Raw genomic sequence first — 15,939 nt, 5'->3', positions numbered from 1 at the left:
ATTAATTCAAATACACAAAATTAAAATGTAAAGACAACTCCAAGATGCAAACCGAATAAATCTGTTTTTGATTCAAGAACATCGTAATTGATTTGACCTCCTCCGGCAGATCTAATTGAACCTTCTTTCAAATATTTTGCATTTGATCCAAAAAGATAACTCACTTTAAGATTAATGAACAACTCATTAAAAGTTTTTTCTCCTGTTTCAGTCGGTTTGCCTTTAGAAACTCTAAACATCATTCCTGCACCTACTCCGGTACTAAAAGCATAATCCTCAAAGTTTGTAGATGAAGCTATCTCCTGTTGATTTGATTGGTTTTCAATTTTTGTTTGTGTGTAGATGTAAGAACCGCCAAGAAGGAGCTGCAGGTAAGGTTTCAAAATTCCAAACTGATGATCGAGCTGTGCAACGATATGATAGTTAATGATATTATTTTGATTGGTCACATTAACATAAACATCAGGAATTGTGTAGCTGAATGGTTCTTTTCTTGTAACTGAACCATAATTCAAAACACCAATGTTTAAACCAATTGAGAATGGCAGTTTTACTGCAGGTTTCCAGTAACCTTCAAGGTTAAGTCCATATCCGTTTCTTTTAATGTTTTCTCTGAATTCATTTTGTGGAAAGCCTGTGTAAAAATTGATAGCAGCACCAAATTGAGAAACTGAATTGTGATCCTGTGCTTTTATTAATGAACTATAGAAAATTAAGAAAGCAAATATTAAAACATTTCTTTTCATTAATTCACCTTTTGAATATTTTTATCGATGACTTTAATAATATAATCAGCAACTTCAAGTGCTTTTTTTCCATCTTCACCTGTAACAACTGGAGAAGTGTTGGTTAGAATACTTTTTATAAATAATTCTTGCTCATATTTCATTGCATTAACTTCTGGAATTTCAGGCTGTTCATAAATTACCTTCTTTCTTTTTTCTCCGATGCCAATTTCACCGTAAGAAATTCCAAGTGTCTCTTCGTCAGGTTTCACCAGTCGATATATTTCAGAGAGTCCTTGCAGAAAATCAATTGTAATATAAGCGTCTTTCTGGAACATTCTCATTTTTCTCATCTTCTTTTGAGAAATTCTACTTGCGGTTACATTAGCAACGCAGCCGTTTTTGAATTGAATTCTTGCATTTGCTATATCAATGCTATCCGAAACAACAGCCACACCATTAGCATCAATTTTTTCAACTTCGCTTTTTACAAGATGAAGAATTATATCAATATCATGTATCATCAGGTCCAGAACAACAGCAACATCGGTTCCTCGTGGATTAAATTGTGACAATCGATCGGATTGAATAAACATTGGGCTTAATTCATACTTTTCAAGAGAAAGAATTGCAGGATTGAATCTTTCGATGTGTCCAACTTGAATAAATCGATTTCTTTTTTTTGCAAGTTGGATTAACTCTTCTGCCTCTTCAATGGTAGATGTAATTGGCTTTTCAATAAAAATGTGAAGATTATTTTCAAGTGCAAGTTTTCCAACTTCATAGTGATTAGAAGTAGTGGTTGAAATTATTAATCCATCGGAAAACTTAAATAGCTCATTGAGGCTGCTAAATGCTTGAACTTTAAATTCTTCAGCTATCTGCTGAGCTTTTTGCTGATCTATATCGAAAATTCCAGAACAAATTGCATTTTTTTGTTCGAGTAAATTTTTAAGATGCAGTTTGCCTAAGTGACCAACTCCAGCAATTCCAATTCTTATTTTTTCCATATCTAATACTCAGTTTAGATTTGTTTTGATTTCAGTGAAAGCTACAATTTCATCCCAGCCGCCGTAGTCGGGATTATTGTAATAAACAAATATGTAATACACATTTTTTGTATTCCAGCTGTTGCCCTCAATTTCGAGCCAATCGAGTTTTAAGTTTTTATTTGAAGAATGAGTTTCGTGCACAATTACATATTGGTAATCATAAATTCCTCTTTTGAGATTTACAATGAGAGAATAATAATTTCCTGAATTTTCCATTTTATACTTTTCATCAATTTGCCAGTTATTAAAACTTCCAATCACATAAACATCACCATCTACTGGATATGGCAGAGTTAAATCAAATCGGTAATCAAGATATTCTTTGTAAATATCATCAATTGAATAAATTCTCACTCCACCGTTAAAATCACTTCCTCCGTAATTAAATTTTCTGCTTACATCAATTCCGGCAAATGAAGTCAGCAATCTATCATTAGGATACTTTCTGAAATCGGTCAGATCCAATTGCCTGTATTCATTGCCCGGCAGTAAATCTCGTTTAATATACTGCTTTACATTTTGCTGAAGATAGCGACCAAATTCATATTTAGATTTTTTATTGAAATTCACAAGACTTGAAAAGAAAAATTTTTGGTTTTGAACAATTTCAATTTCGTTTTGACGAAAAATATCATAGGGTTTCGGAATTTCAACATTTACAGAAATTCTATCCCTTTGATTAAAATTCATAATTTCTGAAAGACTATCATCAATTATTTCTTTTGAATAAAAAGCAGTGACAGGAAATTTTTGATATACTACGACAAAATATCCTTCACCATAAACTTTAGTTTCATCGTTGAATTCAGTAATGAGATATTTGTACTTACCTGAAAATGGGAATGTAATTTGTCCTCTGCTATCAGGGAAAGTTTGACGAAATGAATAATCGTAGCTTTTTACGCCATTCGGTGCAACACTGTATTGTAAATTATAAAATCGATCTTTTCCAAAATTGGTAAGAAAAATATTATCTACAGGATTCCAATTTTTATCACAAAGCTTAAAGATTATTTGCAGATTTGGTTTAAGTTGAGATTTTATGTCAAACTCAATTACGATATAATCGTTGCTTGTATCTTCAACTCCGTTTTGGTCAAAATCATTATAAATAATAATTGGAGGAAGGGTTTCATCCTTAATAGAATAAGTTCGAAGTCCTTTAATTTCAATTAAATCTTGAGCAAATGTGAGATTAAAGAATGAGAAGATGAGAAAAAAAATTTTCATTGTTCTTTTCTAATTGGATGAAAGATGTCAACACACTTTATACTTTCAAATGGAATGAAAGACTCAACAATTTGATCATTGTATTTACCAGTAATCATTAATCCATCATCAAATACACCAGTTAGTCTTCCAGCCTTAAAAACAATCTCGTAAAAAGGTTCATCCATTTTTGAAGTCTGAACCACACCATAATATTCTTTCATTATGATGTTAATTTCGAAACCTAAGTATTTACTCCAATCCAATTTCATTGGTATAACTCCTTTCTATTCGTAAAGAGATTTTAATTTTTTGAGAAATTCTTCTTTATCACTGCAGATGTAATTGTTTTTTAGAAAATTATCAAAGTCAAATGCCATTCCAGCATTAATAATGTTTGTATAAAGACAGGCTAAAAGTCTCTGTAAGTTTCTTTTCTGTTCTTCTATTTCGCAAATCGTATTTTTTTTCAAATTATAAATTTCATCAACAAGGTAGTTTATTTCGGCTTCATATTCTTCAAAAGAATTTTCGTTGTCAAATTCAAGTAAACAGTTGTTAAGATAATAGAATGAAAAAGGTAAATCATTTCTTGTTGAGGGGAAAGCTCTTTCAATTTCGTGGTCATAGATTTTAATGAAGTAATTTGCGTCCATATCAAACTGATAAAACTCAGGATAATACCTATCAAGATAAATTGAGTCGCAAAATCTAAATTCTTTTTCGAATGTGTAAACATACAGAGTGTTAAGAGTATCATTATCTCTAATATGTCCAGTGACAATAATCATTTCATCTTCTGGATAAGTATCAAGATTATAAAAATAGAGTTTTATGAAAGGGAAGTTTTTTTTGAAGACTGTTTTTTTCTGTTTGGTGATTTGAAGTAAATATTGACTTTCACCAGTTCTTGTTAATGAGATATTATAGTTCTTTATCGAATTTCTAAAAATTTCTTGAGCATAGATTTGATCAGAAAAAAAGAATAAAGGTAAAATCAGAAACGAAATTTTAAGCTTCATCTTTGACAGCTTTATGTTCGTTATACCATTTTTTTATGTATTCGGCAATTTCAGTAGTTGGAGTTCCTGGAGTGAATAATTCTCCCACTCCCATCTCTTTTAATTTTTGAATGTCTTCTTTTGGAATAATTCCGCCGCCTGTGAGAAGAACATCATCCAGACCTTTTTCCTTCATTAACTTCAAGACTTTCGGAAAGATTGTCATATGAGCGCCGCTTAAAATACTTATACCAATTACATCGACATCTTCCTGCAATGCAGCTTCCACGATCATTTCGGGAGTTTGTCGAAGACCAGTGTAGATAACCTCCATTCCAGCATCACGAAGTGCAGCCGCAATTACTTTAGCACCTCGATCATGCCCATCAAGTCCAGCTTTTGCAATTAAAACACGAATCTTTCTCTCCATAAAATTACCTCCAGCTAATTTTTGATCATTTCACGAATTAAATTTCCATAAAGTTGCATCTCATTTTTCTTATAAGATTTTGGATGAGGTCTAAACTTAAATCCATCATTTATAAATCTTGGAACAATGTGAAAATGACAATGCATAATTGCCTGTCCGGCAAATCTTCCGTTATTTGTAAAAATGTTGTAACCGTGGGGTTTTAAACTCTCTAAAATCGCTTTTGAAATTTTAGAGATAACAACTATAAGTTCTTGAGAGATATCGTCTGAAATTTCGTGGAATTCTTTGTAATGTTCTTTGGGAATTATAAGAGTATGTCCGTAATTAATTGGATTAATATCAAGGAATGCAATAGTTTTTTCCGTTTCAAAAATAATTTCCGCAGGGGATTCTTTAGCTGCTATTTTGCAAAATATGCAATCATTCATAATTCAAATGAAAATTAGCCAAAACTAAAAAATTAGACAACATAGCAAGAAGACTTTTCACTTAATCCAATCTTTCAATCCTTAATAATGAATTAAATGTTGCAAGTAATTGGAGTAGTTTTTTATGAAATATCTTTCGACAAACTTTCTTTTCAATTTCTTAAATTAAAATGAAACTTATCTAAATAAAGGTGCAATTATGAAGAAACTGCTAATACTAATTTTATTCCCGATTTTTGCTTTAATTTCCTGCAGGGAAAATACAACCGAAACACAGCTGCCCGAAATTCCGCCTGATCCAGCTGGTTCTGTTCCTCAGGTTGTAAAAAATAATGTTGTTCCATCCGGAAGATTTTACACATTTGAGCTTGAGCGAAGAAGATTAAATTTAAGTGGAGTTGTAGTTAATAATTATGGAATTGATTTGTATGGAACCGGCGATCCTGATCAAAATATCTGGATTGAAATTGATGGTGTAAATAAAGGAATTCTGGTGAAAAGAGTTAGTCCACAAAATAGATTAAAAGCTGATATTGTATTTTGTGTTGATGTATCGGGAAGTATGAACGATGCGATAATTGATTCTATAGCTAACACAATTTCTTCTTTTTCAGATTTGATTTATAGATATGGAATTGATGCTCGATTTGGCGGAGTTGGATTTGTGGGAGATATAAGAGGCGTAAAACTTTTAACAGAAGATGTTGCAAATTTCAGAACATGGGTTCGAACAAAGAGATTTATTGATACATCAACTCAGGTTTTGTTTCCGCAATTTGGTTCTTCTTCATTAAATGAAAATCCAGTTTCAGCAATTCGATATGCGGATAGTTTATTTAACTGGCGACTTGATGCGCAAAAAGTTTTTGTCGTATTCACTGATGTTCCTGTAAAACCAAGTTCAAGAGAAGACTGGTCGGTGAATTGGGTTATAAATAATCTTCGTGGTAAGGGTATTGTGCATGTGGTTTTTGCAAACGATACTTCAAAATTTACAAATCTCTGGTCAACACCGAATTTATCAAATCAAAATCCAAAAGATTTAGCAACTTATACAGGCGGGACTTATAAAATCTTTCCTGATGGCTACAATCTAAATCTTATTTACCTTCCTCTTGTTGAGTCATTGATATACAGTCATTCAGTTGATTTTTTAACTGGTCCGGGTAAAAAGAGAATTAAAGTTGTTTTATCACTTTCGCCAAATTATGATGGTAAATCGGAATATGAATTAGAATTTTAGTTAAAAAATATTTCTCTGATGATGACTTCTAATCGAATCTGTGAAGTTTTAAAATTAGTCTTTTCCGTTCATCTTTCTCCGTCAAGATTAAATCACACTCGGTTGTTGAGATTAAACAGATAAGAGTATGACAGCAAAGCCAAAGATTAAATTTTAATTTTTGGTCAGGCTGAATATGTCGGAGCCTGAAGGAATAAGTTAGCATTTACTAATATCACCATTCGAGAGGTCAGTGTGACAATCCCTTTGACGAATGGTCAGAATGACATTCCCTTCGCAAAAGCTCCGACGGAATTTTTTCTCTCTATTAAATTTCAATTCTTTTCAATTAACTCAATTTGGTCAATTAACTTCAAATCAGCTTCGTTTATTTTTTTCATTAGCTCGAGCCAGCCTGTCTGGAAATATTGATTTATTTCATCTACAACTTTATCGAGTGAGGTTGAAAAATCATTGAATGAAATTTCAAACATTTGTGATGGTTTATCATAACTCGAAAGTAGATAATTCTGAGCTCGATAAAGTTTCGATGTTAATTTATTGGGATCGGATTGTATTCCTTTTGTCTCTATGAAATAAAACTTTTCGGCAAGCGTTCTAATTGTGTCTTTATTAGCTTTAAGTAATTTCCTCAACTCTTCGATTTTTTCTGATTTCTGTGCTGAAATTTTTTGAGAGATTAGATTGATATTTCGTTCTGCATCTTTAAGATTCTGGATTGCTTTACTCATTAATTCCATTCGGGAATACAATTTATTCAGTGCCTCTTCTCTTAGTTTTAAGTTTTCAAGAGAGATTTTAATTCTTGGGTCAGGTAAGACATTTACATATGTTGAATCAGAGAAATTCTTGTATGAAATTTTAACTAAATATTTCCCTGGCAAAACTTCCGCACCTGAAGGTTCAAAATCTTCTGATACTTGAGCCTCTTCCCATCTTGGAATTCTGATACCTTTTCTTTCCAGATTCCAGTATGTTCTGTTCAATCCATCTTTTGCAGTTACGTTCAATGTTCTAATTAAATTTCCTTTTTCGTCATAAATTTCAATTTTAACTTTTTCAGTTTTTTCTAATTGAGTTTCATTTTCTTGTTTTTCTGTTTGACTTTGATTTGGATTAGAGGTTGTATCAAGCTTAACATAAAATGTAATCATTGCGCCGGCTGGTAAATTCTCACCATAAAATTCAGCATGACCTGGAAAACGCATTCCTTTCGGCGAGGCATATTCCATCAAATATGCATCTGGTATATTGAAAACTTTAAGATTTTTTTCAAAGAATTTGTTGCCTTCTTTTGCAATCTCTCTTAGTGGCGAAATATTATCGATGATATAAATTGATCTTCCAAATGTCCCAATTACTAAATCATTTTCTCTTGGATGAATTATTAAATCTGTTGTTGAGACTGTTGGAAAGTCACTTTTCCATTTAGTCCAGTTTTTACCAAAATCAGTACTTACATAAAGTCCGAATTCGGTTCCTAAAAAGAGTAGATTTGGTTCTTGGAAGTCCTGAACAATGGAAAGACAATAACCATAGACTTTCTTTTCATCAACAAGCCTTGTCCAGCTTTTACCGAAGTTTGATGTATAATAAAGATAAGGCGTCCAATCGTCTCGTCTGTGATTATCAAAAACAACAAATGCTTCAGCTTCGTTGTATTTTGATGGATGAATTTGTGGAATCCATGTTCCTTTTGGAACGCCTTTTATATTTTCAACAACATTTTTCCAGGTTTTTCCGCCATCTGTTGTTAATTGAAGATTACCATCGTCTGTACCGACCCAGATCACACCCTTTTTAACTGGACTTGGAGCGATAGCTACAATTGTGCAGAAATTTTCTGCCGAAGTTACGTCGGGAGTAAGTCCACCGCTTTGTCTCTGTTTTTGTTTCGTAGTGTCGTTTGTAGTTAAATCTGGGGAAATGATTTCCCAGGAATCTCCTTTATTTGTACTTTTATGCAGGAATTGACTGCCGTAATAAATTGTAGAATTATCGAATGGATCTTGAGCAAGAGCCGCATTCCAGTTAAATCTTAGTTCAATTCCGTCTGGATGCACAGGTCTAATTGATTTTTGAATTCCGGTTTTTGAATCATATCTAAAAAGATTTCCACCTTGCGACATTGCATAACCAAATCTGTTGTCATCCGGATCGGGCATTACATCGAATCCATCACCAAAGCCTACTTCCTGCCAATCGAAATTTGAAATTCCCATGTAATTAAAAACTCTGCTCGGACCTCTCCACGACCCATTATCTTGAAGTCCACCATAAACATTGTAAGGAAAATCATTATCCACATTGATGTGATAGAATTGTGCAACCGGGAGATTTTCAACGAATCTCCATGTCTTTCCTCGATCGTATGAAATTGCAAGTCCACCATCATTCCCATCAATTAAGAAATTTGGATTTTCAGGATGGATATAAAAAGCGTGATGATCGGGATGAATTTTTGAAATTAAAATATTAAAAGTTTTGCCGCCATCTTCGCTTACCGAAACCTGAGTATAAATATTGTAGATACGATTTTCATTTTTTGGATCGACATAAATTTCAGCGTAATAGAATGGACGATCGCCGATGTTTTTATCGCTTACTTTAAACCACTTAAATCCGCCGTCAGTAGATTTGTAGAGAGCATTTACTTTTGCTTCGATTAATGCATAAACAATTTCTGGATTGCTGCGTGCGATTGCGATTCCAATTCTTCCAAGTTCACCAGATGGTAAACCGTCTTTATCTGTTCGCTTAGTCCAGGTTTTACCACCATCAAAAGTTACATAAAGTCCGCTCCCTTTTCCACCTGAAGTAAAGAACCAGGGTTCACGTCGGAATTCCCACATCGCTGCAAAAAGTTTATTCGGATTTGATGGATCCATTACAAGATCAGCGATTCCTGTTCGTTCATTCACATAAAGAATTTTTTGCCAGGTCTTTCCTCCATCAGTTGTTTTGAAGACACCTCGTTCTTCTGAATCTCCAAAAGCAGAACCCTGAACTCCAACATAAACTACATCTGAATTTCTTGGATCAATAATAATTCTATGAATGTTTCGGGAATTTTCTAAACCAAGATGAATCCAGGTCTTTCCGCCATCTAAAGATTTGTAAACTCCATTTCCGCTGTTCTGACTGTTTCTTGGATTACCTTCGCCTGTTCCGACCCAAATTATATCTGGAATGTTTTGATCTATTGCAATTGCACCAATTGATGCAGCTTTCATTGTGTCAAAAATAGGTGTCCAGCTAACACCACCGCTCGTAGTTTTCCATAAGCCACCAGATGCGGTTCCGACATAAAATATTGATGGATTTTTCTGAACCACATCAATTGCAGTAACTCTACCACTCATTCCAGCTGGACCAATTGATCGAGCTTTGAGTCCGTGAAGTTTGTTCATATCAAGAGGTTGAGAAAAAGAATTTGAAAATGAAATTAAGATTAACAGTGTTGTAAAAATTGAAATTGTTTTAGTCATAATTTTTAGTCTCACAATTTAGTTTTTATTAGTGATTTAATATAAAAAAAATGAAATGAAAAGTTAATGAGGGATTAAGTTAAAAAAATTTTTGTGAATAGATTAAATATTGAATGAAAATGAAATCGTAAAATTACTCCAGTTCAGTGATAAATTTCTTTAAAGGTTCTAAGATGATATGCAACTTTATCGATGGTTGTTTAATGTTTGAATTTGTAAGAACTTCATTCAAATATTATTGGCTTAAATCTTAAAATAACTTTAGTTCCTTTTGGATGGTTGTCTTCAATTTTAATTTCGCCTTTTATAAGATTGATAATATTTTTTACTAGCGAGAGACCTAATCCAATTCCTTCAATTCCTAATTTTTCGGTTAAGACAATTTCACCTTTATGAGTACAAACTTTTCTTGTTTCAAGATCCAAGGTCAGTTCTTGAAAATTTATTTAAGTTGAGCTTTGTAGATATCTTCCTGGTATAGCTTCAATTCATGCAATTAATTCATCAAAGTTGAATGTTTTCATCGGGGTTTTTCTTTTTAAATTAAATCTAAGAAGAATAATCTTAAATTAATTCTCCCTTTTGATTTAAAAAGACCAAGCCTTTAATTTCTTCCTCAATTGTAATTTTTATCTTTTGTAAATTTGCTCCAAAATTAATTAATCAAAATATGGAAGAAGAAACTCAATCTTATCAATCAAAGAGAAGTCTTGAAATTAATCCATCCGAAAAATTTTTAATGGGCGTTTGTGAAGCCTTTGGAAATTTCATAAATGTAAATCCAGTTTTTATTCGAATAATTGTTTTAACGGCTTTTTTCTTTCTGGGTCAGTCTATTCTTATAATTTATTCTGCATTTGGAATTTTATTACCTGTGAATGAAAATCGGGGAAAGTATTCTCGATTAAACTCAAATACAATTACATTGAATTTATTATTCATTATTGGAATTGTTTTGCTGTTTCTTTTATATAATGATATGATATCAATCAAAACAATTTTTGCATTCCTCTCACAGAAGATCGATGCATTTACTCTTTTAGTGTTTAGTATTGCGTTATTAATCAATAACCATTACAAATTGGAAGTAATTATGCCAGAAAATGAAATAAAAGAGATAAGAAAATCGGATCGAAAACTTATCTTTGGAATATGTGCCGGATTTGGTGAATATCTAAATATTAATCCAAATCTTGTGCGTTTAATATGGGTCATTTTTTTCTTTGCATCTTTTGGACTCGCTGCAATAGTCTATCTGGTTTTAAACTTCATTATTCCGGCAAAATCTAAGGATGGGTTCGCGAATGAATAGAATTTTTTCAATTCAATTTAATCTTGGACTGGCTGGAATTATTTCGAGTATTATCTGGATAATGGTAAAGTTCGGATTGATAAATCTGACAACAAATGAGTGGGTGAGCATCAGTCTCCTGATCTTTAGCTTTGCATTTTTTTATTATTATCTGAGTTTAGGGATTGACGACAAATTTCTTCTTTTTTCAATTATTTTATTTTTCTTTTCGATTGTGCTCTTAATTTATTCTTTCGAAAGTTCAACATTGAATGATCGATTGAAGCTCAGCTTCGAATTGCTTTATTATGCTTTTGCATTTGCCATCGCTTCTTTCTTCTTAATAAGATCTTTTTACAGTAACGCAAAAGTTTATCTCCTGATTTTTAGTGCTTTATTCCTATTTACTCTTTTGGGATTTTTAGTATTTAAATATTTGCTTCCAATCTTAGAATCATCAAAAGCATTTCATATTATTTTAAAAATGAATGACTTTGGAAATTACCTGATAAGTTTTTGTTTGATTTCTTTGCTTTATTTCCCTATAAGAAATATAATTTCAGAAATTAAAAATTTGAATTAACTCTTATGATTAGTTTTTTATTGGATCGATTTGGAAAGGCAATTTTGAATTTCTTAGATGAGTTTGGTGAAATAAGTGTTTTATTCTTCAAAATTCATTCTCATCTCTATAGAATTTTTAGAGATCGAAGATTAATATTAAGACAAATGGAACATATCGGAGTAGATTCGATTCCGCTTGTAATTGTAATTGCAATTTTTACAGGCGCTGTTTCGGCGTGGCAGGCGGCTTATCAATTGAAGGGTCTTGCACCACTTTCGTTTATTGGCGGGGCAACTGTTCGAGCTGTTATTACGGAACTTGGTCCTGTACTAACTGGAATTGTCATTGCAGGCAGAGTAGGCGCTTCAATTGCAGCAGAGCTTGGAACGATGAAAGTTACTGAACAAATAGATGCACTCGAAGCAATGTCGATTAATCCTGTTCGTTACCTTGCAATGCCGAGATATATTGCGTCACTTATTATGATGCCTTTGCTTGTAATTTTTGCAAATGTAATTGCAACATTCGGATCTTTTCTTGTTTCAAATTTCTTCCTTGAAATTTCACCGAATGTTTACATTGAGTCGGTGAGAAGCTTTTTTCAAATTCAGGATTTTATTTATGGAATAGTAAAAGCGATTTTCTTTGGATCAGTAACGGCTTTGATCGGTTGTCACATCGGCTTTAAAACCGAAGGTGGTGCTGAGGGAGTTGGACTTGCAACAATTCGTTCGTTTGTAATTTCAGCTGCGTCAATTTTAATTTTAGATTATATACTCTGGAATCTTTTCTTTTAGAAATTTTCAAAAAGGGATTTAAGATAATTAAACTTACATTGAACATAAGGACTTGCATTCTTACTTTTGCACTCAATTTTTGGTAAGAAATGAAATCATTATTAAAACTCAAGAAGTATTTCGTTAAGTATAAGAAGACGATCTATTTAGGATTTATTTTTATCTTTTTATCAAACATAACAAGTGTTTATGTCCCGCTTTTAATTAGAGACGGAATTGATGAACTTCGGCAACACCTCTCATCACCAGCTTTATTAAAATATGCATTGCTTATTGTGGGAGTAACTTTTATCAGTGGTGTTTTTAGATTTTTAATCAGGCAAACGATAATTGTAACCTCCCGAAAAATTGAGTTTGATTTAAGAAATGATTTGTGGGCTCATCTTCAATCGCTTTCATTGAGATTTTATCAGAATACTAAAACTGGTGATATTATGGCTCACGCTACCAATGATATTAACGCTGTGAGAAATTTCGTCGGTCCTGCTGTTATGTATTCGGTAGATACTTTCACTCTTTTTGTTTTTACTCTCGCATTGATGATCTCAATTGATTTAAAACTCTCACTTTTATCTTTGCTTCCATTTCCAATAATGTCGTTTTTCGTTTATCATTTTGGTAAGAAAATCCATATTCTTTTCACAAAGATACAGGAACACTTCTCGGTTTTAACTTCAAAAGCTCAAGAAAATCTTTCAGGAATAAGGATCATCAAAGCTTATGTGAGAGAAGAATCGGAAATTAATCATTTTAAAAAATTGAGTTATGAATATTTCAGAAAGAACTTAAATAAAATCAAAATCGATTCACTTTTTCATCCGGTTTTATTATTTATTATTGGCAGTTCTATCATTATAATAATGTGGTATGGAAGTTTAAGGGTAATTGATGGAGAATTAACTCTTGGTGGTTTAACAGCATTTGTTTTGTATATGGGATATTTAATTTGGCCCGCAATTGCTTTTGGCTGGATAACAAACCTTACTCAACAGGCAGCGGCTTCTCAAAAAAGATTGAACGCACTATTTGCAATTGAACCGGAAATTAAAGACACTGATCAGACTAATTATTCGATTGAAAAATTGCGGGGTGAAATTGAGTTTAGGAATGTTTCTTTCAGATATCGTGAAAATCTACCTTTCGTATTGAAAAATATTAATCTAAAAATTCCCGCTGGATCCACTTATGCGATAATTGGTCACACAGGTTGTGGGAAAACGACTTTGATCAATCTCATCCTGAGATTTTATGATGCAACTGAAGGTGAAGTTTTAATCGATGGGCATAATGTTAAAACAATTCCATTGAAAGTTTTAAGGAACGAAACTTCTTATGTTCCTCAGGAAACATTCTTATTTTCTGACACTTTGAAACATAATATTGCTTATGGTTTGATTGATCTACCTGAAGAATTTATCAATCAAAGAGTAAATGAAGCTGTCAAAATTGCTCATCTTATTCCAGACATTGAAACATTCCCGAATGGTCTTGATACAATTATTGGAGAAAGAGGCATAACTTTATCGGGCGGGCAGAAACAGAGAACATCGATTGCAAGAGCTGTTGCAAAGGGTGGAAAGATTTTAATTCTTGATGATTGTCTTTCAGCTGTCGATACAAATACTGAAGAGATAATTCTGAAAAATCTCAAAGAATTTATGAAGGGCAGGACTTCAATTATCATAAGTCATCGAATTTCGACAGTAAAAGATGCGGATCAGATTATCGTGATTGACAACGGATTAATTGCCGAGCAAGGAACACACGAAGAATTACTCGAACTCGAAGGTATTTATTTTAGAATTTATCAAAAACAATTGCTTGAGAAAGAATTAGAGGAGATTTGATGTCCGATTTCTTTCAAGATGATGAAGTCTTAGGCAAAGCTTACGACTCAAGATTAATGAAGAGATTACTGAAGTATGTAAGACCATATCGCGCTTATATTATCCTTGCGATTTTTTTGAACATTCTAACTGCCGCACTCGAGCCCGTAAGACCTTATCTCACAAAAATTGCGGTGGATAAATACATCGCTGTTGGTGATTCAAAAGGATTAATTAATCTTATCTTATTGATTTTACTCTCCTTGCTTTTGCAGGCGATTATTAATTACGCAATGACTTTTGCAACTCAATACATGGGACAGCGGACTTTATTCGATTTGAGAATGGAGATCTTTGAACATTTACAGAAACTGGCTTTAAAATTTTTTGATAAAACACCGATTGGAAGATTGGTTACAAGAGTTACAAATGATGTTGAATCTTTGAGTGAGCTTTTTTCATCAGGGATTGTGATGATTTTTAGTGATGTATTTATCATTGTATGGATTTTTGTATTTATGATTTTAATGAGTTTTGATCTGGCCCTTGTAACTATGAGTGTTGTTCCGGTTTTGATTTATGCGACATTTCTTTTTAGAAAAAAAGTCCGTGCAAATTATCGCGATGTTCGAAAACATCTTGCAAGATTGAATTCTTATATGCAGGAACACATTTCGGGTATGAGCGTGGTTCAGATGTTCAATAAAGAGGAAAAGGAATTTGAAAAGTTTAAATCAATCAATAAAGATTATCGTGATGCAAACATTCAAGCTGTTTTTTATCACGCAGTTTTTTATCCTGCTGTTGAACTTATTAGTGCAATTGCTGTTGGATTAATTATCTGGTATGGTGGCGGTGAGGTCGTAAAGAATAATTTAACACTCGGAGTTTTATTTGCATTTATTCAATACACCGAAATGTTTTTCAGACCTGTTCGTGATCTGGCAGAAAAATATAATATTCTACAGACTGGAATGGCATCATCTGAAAGGATATTTAAATTACTCGATACAAAAATTTTTATTAAGCAGCCCGAAAATCCTGTTTCCTTAAAAGATGTGAAAGGAAAAGTGGAATTCAAAAATGTCTGGTTTGCTTATAACGATGAAGAATATGTTTTGAAAGATATTTCATTTTTGATTAATCCGGGTGAATCAGTTGCAATTGTTGGTGCGACAGGCGCGGGTAAGTCAAGTATCATCAATTTACTGTTAAGATTTTATGATATAAACAAAGGACAAATTTTGATTGACGATGTAGACATTTCTCAGGTTGATGAAAAAGAATTGAGACGACATATTGCTCTTGTTCTTCAAGATGTAATTCTTTTCAGTGGCGATGTGAAATCGAATATCAATCTGTGGAACGAAGAAATTCCGTTTGATAAAGTAATTGAGGCATCAAAAATAGTTGGTGCAGATCAATTTATTGAGAAGCTTCCGAATAAATATGACGAAGAAGTTAAAGAAAGAGGAGCCACGCTTTCTCTCGGTCAAAAACAATTGATTTCGTTTGCAAGAGCACTGGCTTATGATCCAAAAATTTTGATTCTTGATGAAGCAACTGCGTCAATAGATACCGAATCAGAGAAAATGATTCAGCAGGCCATTGCACGGCTTCTAAAAGGTCGCACATCTATTGTGATCGCTCATCGTTTATCTACAATTCAAAACTCTGATAAGATTATTGTATTGCATAAAGGTCAGATTAGAGAAATGGGTAATCATTACGAATTGCTTGAGAAAAAAGGAATTTACTACAGATTGTATCAACTCCAATATAAAGATCAGCAAATCATTGCTTGATTTGAATTGACCTTAAAGATATTCTCAATAAAATATCCTTCCTGATCAAAGTTTAGTTGCTGATTACTTGAATTAA

At 32.7% G+C, this 15,939-nt stretch carries 15 protein-coding genes; 6 read left to right on the top strand and 9 right to left on the bottom strand.

Translation table 11 applies throughout. The features are described 5' to 3' along the window. Positions 1 to 20: 20 nt before the first annotated feature. From HPY57_05500 to HPY57_05470, 7 genes are read right to left on the bottom strand one after another with little or no spacing between them, the layout of a single operon-like run. The gene (locus tag HPY57_05500; GenBank protein NPV11232.1) at positions 21 to 746 is read right to left on the bottom strand and encodes a hypothetical protein; all 726 of its coding nucleotides are present in this window, start codon (positions 744 to 746) and stop codon (positions 21 to 23) included. After that, positions 746 to 1,726 (bottom strand): Gfo/Idh/MocA family oxidoreductase, encoded by a 981-nt coding sequence (locus HPY57_05495; protein ID NPV11231.1) that lies wholly within the window; start codon positions 1,724 to 1,726, stop codon positions 746 to 748. The genes HPY57_05500 and HPY57_05495 overlap by 1 nt, the downstream gene beginning before the upstream one ends. A gap of 18 nt (positions 1,727 to 1,744) precedes the next feature. Next, positions 1,745 to 3,007 carry a hypothetical protein gene (locus tag HPY57_05490; protein ID NPV11230.1) on the bottom strand — a complete coding sequence of 421 codons (1,263 nt, stop codon included), beginning with the start codon at positions 3,005 to 3,007 and terminating at the stop codon, positions 1,745 to 1,747. Further along, complete coding sequence (locus HPY57_05485) at positions 3,004 to 3,258, bottom strand: hypothetical protein (protein NPV11229.1); 255 nt, start codon at positions 3,256 to 3,258, stop codon at positions 3,004 to 3,006. The genes HPY57_05490 and HPY57_05485 overlap by 4 nt, the downstream gene beginning before the upstream one ends. A 15-nt stretch (positions 3,259 to 3,273) precedes the next feature. Next, positions 3,274 to 4,008: a hypothetical protein gene (locus HPY57_05480; GenBank protein NPV11228.1), complete on the bottom strand. Its 735-nt coding sequence runs from the start codon at positions 4,006 to 4,008 to the stop codon at positions 3,274 to 3,276. After that, on the bottom strand, positions 3,998 to 4,417 hold the full coding sequence (locus tag HPY57_05475) for a cobalamin B12-binding domain-containing protein (GenBank protein ID NPV11227.1): 420 nt from the start codon (positions 4,415 to 4,417) through the stop codon (positions 3,998 to 4,000). Before HPY57_05475 ends, HPY57_05480 begins: the two co-directional genes overlap by 11 nt. A 14-nt stretch (positions 4,418 to 4,431) precedes the next feature. After that, positions 4,432 to 4,848 carry an HIT family protein gene (locus HPY57_05470; GenBank protein ID NPV11226.1) on the bottom strand — a complete coding sequence of 139 codons (417 nt, stop codon included), beginning with the start codon at positions 4,846 to 4,848 and terminating at the stop codon, positions 4,432 to 4,434. A 199-nt stretch (positions 4,849 to 5,047) separates the two neighbouring features. Between HPY57_05470 and HPY57_05465 the strand changes: the two genes are divergently transcribed. Beyond that, positions 5,048 to 6,091 (top strand): VWA domain-containing protein, encoded by a 1,044-nt coding sequence (locus HPY57_05465; GenBank protein ID NPV11225.1) that lies wholly within the window; start codon positions 5,048 to 5,050, stop codon positions 6,089 to 6,091. Between the two features lie 314 nt (positions 6,092 to 6,405). Here the strand turns inward: HPY57_05465 and HPY57_05460 are convergent, their stop codons facing one another. Both HPY57_05460 and HPY57_05455 read right to left on the bottom strand, forming a co-directional pair. Beyond that, positions 6,406 to 9,579 carry a hypothetical protein gene (locus HPY57_05460; protein ID NPV11224.1) on the bottom strand — a complete coding sequence of 1,058 codons (3,174 nt, stop codon included), beginning with the start codon at positions 9,577 to 9,579 and terminating at the stop codon, positions 6,406 to 6,408. Positions 9,580 to 9,803: 224 nt separating this feature from the next. Further along, positions 9,804 to 10,004: an ATP-binding protein gene (locus HPY57_05455; protein NPV11223.1), complete on the bottom strand. Its 201-nt coding sequence runs from the start codon at positions 10,002 to 10,004 to the stop codon at positions 9,804 to 9,806. A 245-nt stretch (positions 10,005 to 10,249) separates the two neighbouring features. Here HPY57_05455 and HPY57_05450 point away from each other — a divergent pair, with 245 nt between their 5' ends. The 5 genes from HPY57_05450 (at position 10,250) to HPY57_05430 (ending at position 15,863) form a co-directional block, all read left to right on the top strand. Then, entirely contained in the window at positions 10,250 to 10,891 is a 642-nt protein-coding gene (locus HPY57_05450) for a PspC domain-containing protein (GenBank protein ID NPV11222.1), read from the top strand. Further along, positions 10,884 to 11,453, top strand: a complete 570-nt coding sequence (locus HPY57_05445; GenBank protein NPV11221.1) for a hypothetical protein — start codon at positions 10,884 to 10,886, stop codon at positions 11,451 to 11,453. Before HPY57_05450 ends, HPY57_05445 begins: the two co-directional genes overlap by 8 nt. A 5-nt stretch (positions 11,454 to 11,458) precedes the next feature. Beyond that, positions 11,459 to 12,232 carry an ABC transporter permease gene (locus HPY57_05440; GenBank protein NPV11220.1) on the top strand — a complete coding sequence of 258 codons (774 nt, stop codon included), beginning with the start codon at positions 11,459 to 11,461 and terminating at the stop codon, positions 12,230 to 12,232. Between the two features lie 89 nt (positions 12,233 to 12,321). After that, entirely contained in the window at positions 12,322 to 14,079 is a 1,758-nt protein-coding gene (locus HPY57_05435; GenBank protein NPV11219.1) for an ABC transporter ATP-binding protein, read from the top strand. Further along, positions 14,079 to 15,863, top strand: coding sequence for an ABC transporter ATP-binding protein (locus tag HPY57_05430; GenBank protein NPV11218.1), 1,785 nt, complete (start codon positions 14,079 to 14,081; stop codon positions 15,861 to 15,863). The genes HPY57_05435 and HPY57_05430 overlap by 1 nt, the downstream gene beginning before the upstream one ends. The last annotated feature ends 76 nt before the right edge of the window (positions 15,864 to 15,939 follow it).

This window comes from Ignavibacteria bacterium, from assembly GCA_013177855.1.
In the GTDB taxonomy this organism is placed as follows: Bacteria; Bacteroidota; Ignavibacteria; order Ch128b; family Ch128b; genus Ch128b.
This window is presented reverse-complemented; position numbering and strand designations above follow the sequence as displayed.

Coding starts and splice junctions, on each gene's coding strand:
- HPY57_05460 (NPV11224.1), bottom strand. CDS start 9,579: ATGACTAAAACAATTTCAATTTTTACAACACTGTTAATCTTAATTTCA.
- HPY57_05430 (NPV11218.1), top strand. CDS start 14,079: ATGTCCGATTTCTTTCAAGATGATGAAGTCTTAGGCAAAGCTTACGAC.
- HPY57_05500 (NPV11232.1), bottom strand. CDS start 746: ATGAAAAGAAATGTTTTAATATTTGCTTTCTTAATTTTCTATAGTTCA.
- HPY57_05475 (NPV11227.1), bottom strand. CDS start 4,417: ATGGAGAGAAAGATTCGTGTTTTAATTGCAAAAGCTGGACTTGATGGG.
- HPY57_05480 (NPV11228.1), bottom strand. CDS start 4,008: ATGAAGCTTAAAATTTCGTTTCTGATTTTACCTTTATTCTTTTTTTCT.
- HPY57_05490 (NPV11230.1), bottom strand. CDS start 3,007: ATGAAAATTTTTTTTCTCATCTTCTCATTCTTTAATCTCACATTTGCT.
- HPY57_05470 (NPV11226.1), bottom strand. CDS start 4,848: ATGAATGATTGCATATTTTGCAAAATAGCAGCTAAAGAATCCCCTGCG.
- HPY57_05450 (NPV11222.1), top strand. CDS start 10,250: ATGGAAGAAGAAACTCAATCTTATCAATCAAAGAGAAGTCTTGAAATT.
- HPY57_05485 (NPV11229.1), bottom strand. CDS start 3,258: ATGAAATTGGATTGGAGTAAATACTTAGGTTTCGAAATTAACATCATA.
- HPY57_05465 (NPV11225.1), top strand. CDS start 5,048: ATGAAGAAACTGCTAATACTAATTTTATTCCCGATTTTTGCTTTAATT.
- HPY57_05435 (NPV11219.1), top strand. CDS start 12,322: ATGAAATCATTATTAAAACTCAAGAAGTATTTCGTTAAGTATAAGAAG.
- HPY57_05445 (NPV11221.1), top strand. CDS start 10,884: ATGAATAGAATTTTTTCAATTCAATTTAATCTTGGACTGGCTGGAATT.
- HPY57_05440 (NPV11220.1), top strand. CDS start 11,459: ATGATTAGTTTTTTATTGGATCGATTTGGAAAGGCAATTTTGAATTTC.